Annotated in this window: 6 protein-coding genes and 1 pseudogene; 3 read left to right on the forward strand and 4 right to left on the reverse strand. The window is 63.9% G+C overall.

Annotated elements, in window-relative coordinates; translation table 11 throughout:
• Window positions 1–476, forward strand: a 476-nt coding sequence (locus tag GSQ89_RS30375) for an SIS domain-containing protein (protein ID WP_158931848.1), incomplete at its 5' end; no start/stop codon positions are given.
• A gap of 325 nt (window positions 477–801) precedes the next feature.
• Entirely contained in the window at window positions 802–1,569 is a 768-nt protein-coding gene (locus tag GSQ89_RS30380; protein WP_158931849.1) for a DUF642 domain-containing protein, read from the forward strand.
• A gap of 6 nt (window positions 1,570–1,575) precedes the next feature.
• Here the strand turns inward: GSQ89_RS30380 and GSQ89_RS30385 are convergent, their stop codons facing one another.
• The gene (locus GSQ89_RS30385) at window positions 1,576–2,484 is read right to left on the reverse strand and encodes a PhzF family phenazine biosynthesis protein (RefSeq protein ID WP_158931850.1); all 909 of its coding nucleotides are present in this window, start codon (window positions 2,482–2,484) and stop codon (window positions 1,576–1,578) included.
• Window positions 2,485–3,385: 901 nt separating this feature from the next.
• Entirely contained in the window at window positions 3,386–4,027 is a 642-nt protein-coding gene (locus GSQ89_RS30390) for an HD domain-containing protein (RefSeq protein WP_158931851.1), read from the reverse strand.
• A 106-nt stretch (window positions 4,028–4,133) separates the two neighbouring features.
• Here GSQ89_RS30390 and GSQ89_RS30395 point away from each other — a divergent pair, with 106 nt between their 5' ends.
• Entirely contained in the window at window positions 4,134–5,114 is a 981-nt protein-coding gene (locus tag GSQ89_RS30395; RefSeq protein ID WP_158931852.1) for a GlxA family transcriptional regulator, read from the forward strand.
• A 3-nt stretch (window positions 5,115–5,117) separates the two neighbouring features.
• Here GSQ89_RS30395 and GSQ89_RS30400 read toward each other — a convergent pair whose 3' ends face one another.
• Together GSQ89_RS30400 and GSQ89_RS30405 are read right to left on the reverse strand one after the other, a co-directional pair.
• A complete protein-coding gene (locus GSQ89_RS30400; RefSeq protein WP_256367359.1) occupies window positions 5,118–5,906 on the reverse strand; it encodes an inositol monophosphatase family protein in 789 nt (262 codons plus the stop codon).
• A pseudogene (locus GSQ89_RS30405) lies at window positions 5,903–6,265 on the reverse strand (TetR family transcriptional regulator); the annotation flags it as partial. The pseudogene GSQ89_RS30405 and the gene GSQ89_RS30400, both read right to left, overlap by 4 nt.

Here is a 6,265-nt window from a genome sequence, read left to right on the forward strand (position 1 = left end):
CGGCCTTGCACGCGGTCGCGCACCGTGTCTCCAAGGCACGCGACGTACTGTTCCTGGGGCGCGGCAACTGCTACCCTATCGCGCTGGAAGGCGCGCTGAAACTAAAGGAAATCAGCTATATCCACGCCGAGGGCTACGCGGCAGGCGAAATGAAGCACGGACCGATCGCGCTGATCGATCCCGCGGTCCCAGTGATCGCCATCGCGCCGTCCGGCCCGCTGTTCGAGAAGACCGCGTCCAACTTGCAGGAAGCAGCGGCGCGCGGCGGCCAGGTGGTCGTGTTCAGCGACGCGGCGGGCGCGGCGAAACTGAAAGGCATCGCCGCGGAAACGGTGATCCTGCCCGCGGTCGATCCGTTCGTGGCCCCCATCCTGTACGCAATTCCGGTGCAGATGCTGGCCTACCAGGTCGCGGTGCTGAAGGGCACCGACGTCGACCAGCCGCGGAACCTGGCGAAGTCGGTCACCGTGGAATAAGGGGCGGCCCGATCCCGTTATGGGGAGCGAAGGGCCATCATCCATGCCTTGTCTCGTGCCCCGCACCGTTAGCCCCGGATGGCGGAGTTTCTACCCGCCATGACAACAAAGGCTGACGACAGTCAGCCAAGCGATTCGTTGATCCCGCCGTCAAGACGTGATTGGGCTTGGGCGGGTCAATCGCAGGAGACCGATTTGCCATACCAACGCGACGTTATATAAATGAGGTTCGGGCCCATTTTTAGACTATTCCGTATAAACACTTGCTCCGAATGCGAAATTATACTACTTTAGGGCCGAAATTCGGTCGCATTGGGACTATTTTGTGAGATCATCTCTTTTTCTGTCTTCTCTTATCACTCTAAGCGCCGCCGCCACCAGCGGAGCGCTGGCGCAGAATCTCGTCCAGAATGGCAATTTCAATCAGACCTCGTACGTCTTCAACAACCAGTTCGGCACCGCCTGGACCCAGACCACCATGCAGGGCGTGACCGGCTGGACCGGAAACGGCGGTTACGACCTGTATTTCTTCTCCGGCACCGCGACGACTGACAGCGCGAACACGCAATACGATTCTGGCTACAACACCGGCAGTGAGAAGCTGGACGGCACCGCGACCTTCACCGGCTCCAGCCCCAACGGCGACAATTTCGTCGCGCTGGACGGTGATCCGTCCGTGGGCGGCGGCGGCGGCCTCAGCCAGATGATCAACGGTCTGACGGTGGGCACCAAATACACACTGTCCTTCGTTTGGGCGGCCAGCCAACTGCAAAGCAAGACGGGCCAGACGACGGAGGATCTGCAGGTCAGCCTCGGCGGCCAGATTTTCGCCACCACACCGACGGTTACCAACCCGAGCAACAGCTTCACCGGCTGGTTCACCCAGGCATACACCTTTACTGCGACCTCCACACAGGAACTACTCAGCTTCCTGTCGCAGGGGTCTCCCTCCGGTGAGCCGCCGATCGCGCTGCTGACCGACGTCTCGGTGACGAAAGTGCCGGAACCGGGCACGCTGACTGTGCTGGGTGCTGGCCTCGCCGGGCTGATGGCGGTTCGCCGGCGGTGCAAAGGCCACCGGCGTTCGCCATAGCCCCCACTAGACCTGCAGTGTCCCCCGCATTGCCGGCACGCACGTCCCGGCGATGCTAGCGGAAACCGGCCCCTCCGCCGCCTTCAGCCCTGAAGCGATAATCAGGCTCGGCCGCCCCATTTCGACGCCCTGCTCAATCGCATATTGCAGATCCACCGAGTCGCCAGGCGCCAGTGATGTCAGCAACCCGGCCAGTGCCGCCGCCGCACTGCCGGTGGCTGGATCCTCCCACGTGCCGCCAAGCGGAGAGAACATCCGGGCACGCAGGCGCCGCTCACCCGTATCGGTCCAGGCATACAGATACAGGCTGCACCGATGCACCAATTCCGGAAACCGGCCCGCCGCCGCCCGAAATGCCCCGATATCCGGCGCGGCGCGCGACAATGCCTCTACCGAGGCAACCTCGGCAATCACGAACGCCGCCCCGACCGAGGCGATCAACGGCGTATGGGACTGCGTGGCGATCTCGCTTTCCGCCAACCCGGCGCACGCCGCGATGATTTCAGTTGGAATGCCGATATCGATGCTCAACGACCGCGGCGCGGCGACACGGGCGCCGGACACCGCGCCGGCGGCATCGCGCAGGATATGCACGCGGACCAGACCGGCCGCCTCCTCGAACGTGTAATGCTCTGGTGGCCGGGGATCCATCGTGGCCAGGACATAGGCGGTGCCGACATTGGGATGCCCGGCAAATGGCATCTCCGTCGTGCGCGTGAAGATGCGTACGCGGGCATGGTGGCGAGGATCATCCGGAGGCAGCACGAACGTAGTTTCCGACAGGTTGAACTCGGCCGCGATGGACTGCATCTGCGCGTCGGTCAGACCGGTGGCATCGGGGATGACGGCGAGCGGATTGCCGGCGAAGCGTTGGTCGGTGAACACATTGACGGTCACGTAATCATGGGCGGGCATGGCGGTCTCCGGCGGATGGGACGCCAGACATAGTGCCTGCCGGTCCGCCGCGCGAGGTGGCGATCGTCCGGATCGCTTGGATTTACAATCGTCAAGCCCCACCACTATGGGCCGCCGCCAATGACCGCCACCACCGTCCCGGCCAATTGCAATTGTTTCGCAAAATTGATGGGTTTCAGAGATAAGTTGGAATAGACATCTTACGTCGGCAGTCCCTATACAGAAAATCACTGTCGCGGCCTCGCTCGCACGTTCGCCTGGGTGCCCGGGAAGGATTTTCTGGACACTAATCCCGGTTCCATCACGACCCCCCGCGGGTTGGACGAGCAACGTCACGCATGGCGGGGCGACGGACGGGTATACCATTCGGTGGATCGCCTCATCGTCGTCGGCCGACGTCGCCTCAGACCTTCGCCGGTTGCGTCGGGCCGTTCGAAGTGGTGGTACATCTGGCCGCGGCCACACGGTATATCGATGGAATGTCCCCGGCCCGCCGCGCGGCATAAGGCGCCCGAGACACTCCGCGCAGTCTCCTTATTGGCCGCTGATTGGTTCCGAGCCGGAACCGTTCGCGGTTGCAGACGGTGGGCTTCCTGTTTTCGCATGGAAATACCCGCATTTATTGGTTACTATAAAGTTCTGTGTCCATGATCCCATTCAACGCCAGGATGTGAACTGCTGATCGGACGGTTTGTGTAATGTTTTATTATATTGGTATTCAAATGTTTTGGCAGCCCGGCAGTGACGGATCAGATGGGTGGACAGTTGAGTTCCGTGTGCCGGCAGTGCGACCTTCCGGGCAGACAGATCATGTCCTGGAGAAGGTCCGGTCATCTTGGCGTCTTGGCGTAAGCCACCACGCCCGGATTACTGCCCCCTCCTCCCTCAGCCCAAATACACCCTACCCACCCCAAGCCGACCCACGAATCACACTACAAAAATTACCCCGTTGGAACGCCGGATCCTTATCCGCCAGCACATCCGCCTTCACATTGCCGAACGTCGTCTCCGGCTTGTGCTTGATACCCTCATAGAACGCCTGGATGATCTCTTCCTTGAACCGACCATCGCGAGGATGCGCCCGCACCACTGCCTGCCGCACCGCGTCATCATAGTCCGCATAGGTCAACCCGAGCACATCCATTTCGACACCCGCGGTAACCAGGGCGACGACCGGGTGCATATGCCGCGGAATACCGGGGGTCGTGTGCAGTGCGATCGCCGTCCACACCGTATCGATATCCTGCTGGACGATACCGTGCTGACGAAGGAAATCCCGGGCGGCGTTGGCGCCGTCGACCTCGAAACGTTCACCTGTGCTGCGATACTGATTCGTCAGCCCCATGTCGTGAAACATTGCTCCGGCATACAGCAGTTCGGCATCGAAACGCAGCCCGCGCTGCTTGCCGGCAAGCGCACCCCAGTAATAAACCCGGCTAGAATGATGAAATAACAACGGAGACTCAGTATCCCGCACCAGTTCGGTGATATCCCGCACGAATCGACTATCGGGAACACTGATTCCATCCACACTGAACGACATCGCACTTTCTCCTGCCGGTTGATCTTGCGCTATCCTACCCAGCAAGCCATTCTGGCCTCAAACAACGTATTACGCCACATCCTGCCATTATCCGTCTGGAAAGGCCATGACGAGGACCAACCCGACCACACGCACGATCGCCATCCTCGCGCTGCCCGGAGTCCAGCTTCTGGACGTCGCCGGTCCGCTGGACGTCTTCGCCGAGGCCAACACCCAAACCAAACGAGAATCCTATCGCCTGCTGGTGTTCGCCGAGACGCCCGGCACGATCGTCAGCTCCTCCGGCACGCGCCTCATGCCGGATCGCACCATCGCCGACCCCATCACCGAACCCGTTCACACACTGCTGGTCGCCGGCTGCCCGCACGCCCCGGACGCAACCCTCAATGCCGCCGTAACCAACTGGCTGCGGCAGGTCGCTCCCCAAACCCGCCGCTACGGTTCGGTGTGCAGCGGCGCCTTCTTCCTCGCCCGAGCGGGCCTACTCGACGGCAAGCGCGTCACCACCCACTGGGCCGTGGCCGACCGGCTCGCCGAGGCGTTTCCCGCGGTCACAGTGGACGCCGACGCGATCCACGTCCGCGACGGGAAGGCCCGCACCGCTGCCGGCGTCACCGCCGGCCTCGACCTCGCGTTGGCGCTGGTCGAGGAAGACCTTGGCAGGGACCTCGCGATGCGGGTGGCGGGACAACTCGTGATGTTCTTCAAGCGCCCCGGCGGCCAGTTGCAGTTCAGCCGCAAGGGCGAATCCCAGCCGGCCGGGCGATCCATTCTTCAGGAAATCCAACGCTTCATCGCTGCCAGCCCATCATCCGATCACAGCATCTCCGCCCTCGCTGCCCGCGCCGGCCTCAGTCCCCGTCACTTCGCCCGCCTGTTCCGCCATGAAATCGGTGGCACCCCCGCCGCCTGGGTAGAATCCGCCAGGGTCTCTACCGCCCGCCGCCTGCTGGAGGACGGGCACGACGCCCCGAAGCAAGTCGCGGCGTTATGCGGATTTGCCAACGCCGACACACTGCGCCGCGCCTTCACACGTCACGTGGGCGTGACGCCGGCTGCGTACCGGAAACAGTATTCTCGCGTATGACCGTCACACCGGCACAGGCAGCCCCGGCAGATCAGACCACGCACCCGCCAAACCTGGCGCGCAGGCGATAATTCCATTGCCATCTGTCGCGCCGCCCTCGGCCAGGAAGTCGCTAACCTTGGCGCCGGCCTCCCGCAGGATCACCAGCGCGGCGGCTACGTCCCATAGATGGATGTGCAGTTCGGCGAACCCGTCCTGGCGGCCGGCCGCGACATCGACCAGACCCAGCGCGCCGGAACCGCCGTGGCGCAGACTGGCGCCGTCCGACAGGACACGCTGGCACAGCGCCAGATAGTCCACGTTCGAACGGCGCCGGGACCAGCCGAGTTCCATGATCGCCTGCCCGACATCGCGCGTCTCGGCCGCGTGGATCGCGTCGCCGTTCAGCCAGGCGCCGCCGCCGCGCCAAGCCCAGACCGTCTCCCGCAGCGCCGGGGCGGCGATGATGCCGATCAGCGGCGTGTCGCCCTCCATACAGGCCAGGGAGACGCAAAACCGAGCGCCGCCACGGGCATAGTTCGCGGTGCCATCGATCGGATCGACCACCCAGCGCAGCGTCCCGCCCCGCGAAATGCCGCCTTCCTCGCCCTGGAAACCGTCCGCCGGAAAGGCGACGGCGAGTTCCTCCGACAGGAACCGTTCGATCGCGCCGTCCGCCTCGGTCACCCAGTCTTGCGGGCCTTTCAGCACCGCGCGCGCCGAACCGGGTGGGGGGCGCATCTCCATGGCCAATTCGCCCGCCCGTTCGACAAGGTCCATGGCGGCATCAAGGCGTGTCTGGAGCAGCGTCACGGTTCGTCTTGCGGTGCGTCGGTGGCGGGCGTGGGGACGTCCTCGGGCCCGGGCGGGTCGGGGGAAGCTTCCGCCTCGGCAACGGCCGCGGGCGGCGGACGGCGTTGACCGTGCAGCCAATTGGCGACCCGTTCGGCGCGTCCTAAGGCGGCATCGATCGCGGCCATGGTCCCAGACAGGTCGTCCGAAGTGTCGCGTTCCCAGGCGCGTATAGCCCAAAGCCAGACGGCCAACAGGCCTCGCACCTGCAATTCGCCGCGCGGGCCTGTCGCGGTCACGCCAGCGGCTTGGAGCATCCAGCGCATGCTGCGCTTAGTGGCACAAGCCAGCAGCAACGCAGTCGGCGGATTGGCGGGGGG

It is taken from the genome of Acidisphaera sp. S103 (genome assembly GCF_009765975.1).
Taxonomy (GTDB): Bacteria; Pseudomonadota; Alphaproteobacteria; order Acetobacterales; family Acetobacteraceae; genus Rhodopila.

Excerpts from the sequence above, each read along its gene's own strand:
- GSQ89_RS30385 (WP_158931850.1), bottom strand. The coding sequence starts at position 2,484 with ATGCCCGCCCATGATTACGTGACCGTCAATGTGTTCACCGACCAACGC.
- GSQ89_RS30390 (WP_158931851.1), bottom strand. The coding sequence starts at position 4,027 with ATGTCGTTCAGTGTGGATGGAATCAGTGTTCCCGATAGTCGATTCGTG.
- GSQ89_RS30395 (WP_158931852.1), top strand. The coding sequence starts at position 4,134 with ATGACGAGGACCAACCCGACCACACGCACGATCGCCATCCTCGCGCTG.